This window comes from Streptomyces deserti, assembly GCF_054782695.1.
Window position 1 is genome coordinate 1 of sequence record NZ_BAAGRZ010000094.1, and the last position, 2,387, is coordinate 2,387.

Here is a 2,387-nt window from a genome sequence, read left to right on the forward strand (position 1 = left end):
GACAACCTCGCCAAGCGCATAACGGACGAGACCACGCCAACCTGGCGAGGAACCTAATAGGGCATACAGGGCAATACGCCTAGATCAAACGCCCTCTCAGAACCGTGTGGATGGACCTGCGCGACACCGACTACCACGCGGCGGTCCACTGCCACGACACCGGCGTCCCCGTCCGCGTCCAGGGCTCCCTCACCAGCCCGCCGGGCGGTCAGGCCACCATGGAAGTGGACGACTTCGGCCCCGACCCCTCACTGATGGCCACCTCTTTGGGCACAGCGACGGATACCGAAACGCCACGGCGACGGGACGTGTGACGGCACCGATCCGATCGAGGGACGGGAACCAGCAGGGCGCCGGCTCTCGCATGTCACAGGCCGCCACGTCGTTCGGGTGCATGAGGACTCCAGCCCTTCAGATACGGCTTAAGTTCATCCGGCGTCGGATCACGCGGAGTCGGCATGCCCGGAGGATTCAGCAAGGGGTCGATCCCCCGCACATACGCGCGTGCCCACTCCAACCAAAGTCGGGTCGAATGCAGGGCCTGCTCGCCCAAGTCCCCATCCAACTCAGCGAGACGACGCTCCAGGGCATCGCAGTATTCACCGATCACGACAGCTTCCCGCCAGTGCCCGGCTTCCTCGCGTAGCACCTCGGCGAACTGCTCTCGGACGGCCTGCTCCTTCGCTTCCTCCATGGCAGCACGCCAGCGAACCTCACGCTCCTCTCTCGCACGTTCCTCCCGCTCTCTGCGCTGGGCGTCCTCCACCGCTCGCGCCTCGATCTCGCCGAGAACCAGCCCCAGAGATTGTTCAAGGGTCCGGCTTTTGCGGTCCCGCCAGCGGCCGGGTCTGTCGGTCAGCCCGTGGGCGACCTCCACGACGAGACGCGAGGACCGCTCCGGATCCGCGCTCTCGGGAAACTCCTGCCTGATGGTGACCGGATACGCGAAGCCGTCGACAACGACGTCCATCCCGCCCTCGCGCGGGCGGTAGGACGACCCGACCTTCCGTACCTTGTGCCCTCGCCGCGCCGCCTCGGCGGCCAGCCCCTGGAGCATCAGAAGCGATCTGCGGCGCAGCACAGGCGGCATCACCAGCTGCTTCGCGTCGTCCTTGAGCGCAGCTACAACCGGATGAAGGGGCGCCAGCCGTGTGGGGATCCGAACCGCCGGCCCGTCCGCCTTTGGCCTCTGGCTGCGGGCATTGGGATGCGGGCCCTTCGCAAGGAAGAACTCCAGCCCGACCAGACCGTACGGCACCTTCTCGATGCGCTTGCCCTCCGGCTCCATGCCGTGCCGCTTCGCGTAATTGACGACCCGATGCCATTCCGCGATCTCCTCATCATCGGCATGGGCGAACCGGACGTGTCCTTCTTCCACGAGCCGATCAGCCAGCTCCCGCGCCTTCGCCCGCCGCGCACGGGCGACGGGCTGCTCGCTGTGCGGCGTCGGAGACTCGGCGGGAATTGACGGCTCACCGTGGTCGGCACGCTCCGAGGCATCGGGATAGCGGCCATGACGGAGGTAGAACCGGCCGGCCTCCGTGACCTCCACACGGACAGCACCGCCACCCTTGTCCACCGTCAAAAGCCCACGGTCACGCAGGGCATACGCCGAGCGCCACTCTCCCGCCGCCCAGGCGCCCGGTTCCTCGCCAGCCACGAGCCGCTCAAGAAGCGCGCGCTGCCGTTCGTTCGGAGCAGGCCGTCGTTCCACGGCCTCAAGCCCACACCACACAGCACGCCCTGCATAGACCCGAAAGAGCGGCTCCTCGCCGTCGTAATCCCCCTGGCTTCTGGCCGCGTCACCGAGAGCGTCACCAGCCCTCCACGTGTCACCGATTCTGGCCGGCCTGAAGGGGCTTGAGCTGCCCGAAAAGCTGCCTGGTGACCCAGCCTCAAATGAGCGTCACGAGCGTCATTTCAGCGTCAAGATATCGCCCGTAACGCCCACACCGCACATAATGCGCACGCACAAAACCGCAGGTCAGGAGCCCTTCACGGCCGGTTCGAGGATCGCGACACACTCCACGTGATGCGTCATAGGAAACACGTGGAGACGATGCCGACGGCCCCAACCAGCGGTGCTGGCACCGATTCGACCCTATGCAACTCACCTCCAGCGCCGAGCGGAGCAGGCTATCCGTCAATGGCCGGTTACCGAAACCGGTGATGCCGCGGACTATTGGTAGCCCACCGCGTCTCCCCGCTTCCCCAATGCCACGGAAGCAACTGAACCCGAAAGGCACTGTTGACAGGAATGCCCAGCCAGAGCGGCGAAACGCCTCACAGCCAGTGAGCGTTTTCCAACCTGTCTGCTGAGCACGGCCGTTGAGTATGCGGGCGGTGCGCAGATGTAGAGAAGCTCCTGGTAGACGGGTGGGTGTCGA

General features: G+C 65.9%; 2 protein-coding genes. One reads left to right on the top strand and one right to left on the bottom strand.

Annotated elements, in window-relative coordinates; genetic code table 11:
- Positions 1-110 precede the first annotated feature (110 nt).
- Positions 111-314, top strand: coding sequence for a hypothetical protein (locus ACYVMZ_RS39210; protein ID WP_461088080.1), 204 nt, complete (start codon positions 111-113; stop codon positions 312-314).
- 53 nt (positions 315-367) lie between these two features.
- On the opposite strand, the gene ACYVMZ_RS39215 is transcribed toward ACYVMZ_RS39210, so the two are convergent.
- A complete protein-coding gene (locus ACYVMZ_RS39215; protein WP_461088082.1) occupies positions 368-1,714 on the bottom strand; it encodes a hypothetical protein in 1,347 nt (448 codons plus the stop codon).
- Positions 1,715-2,387: the final 673 nt, after the last annotated feature.

Excerpts from the sequence above, each read along its gene's own strand:
- ACYVMZ_RS39210 (WP_461088080.1), top strand. The coding sequence starts at position 111 with ATGGACCTGCGCGACACCGACTACCACGCGGCGGTCCACTGCCACGAC.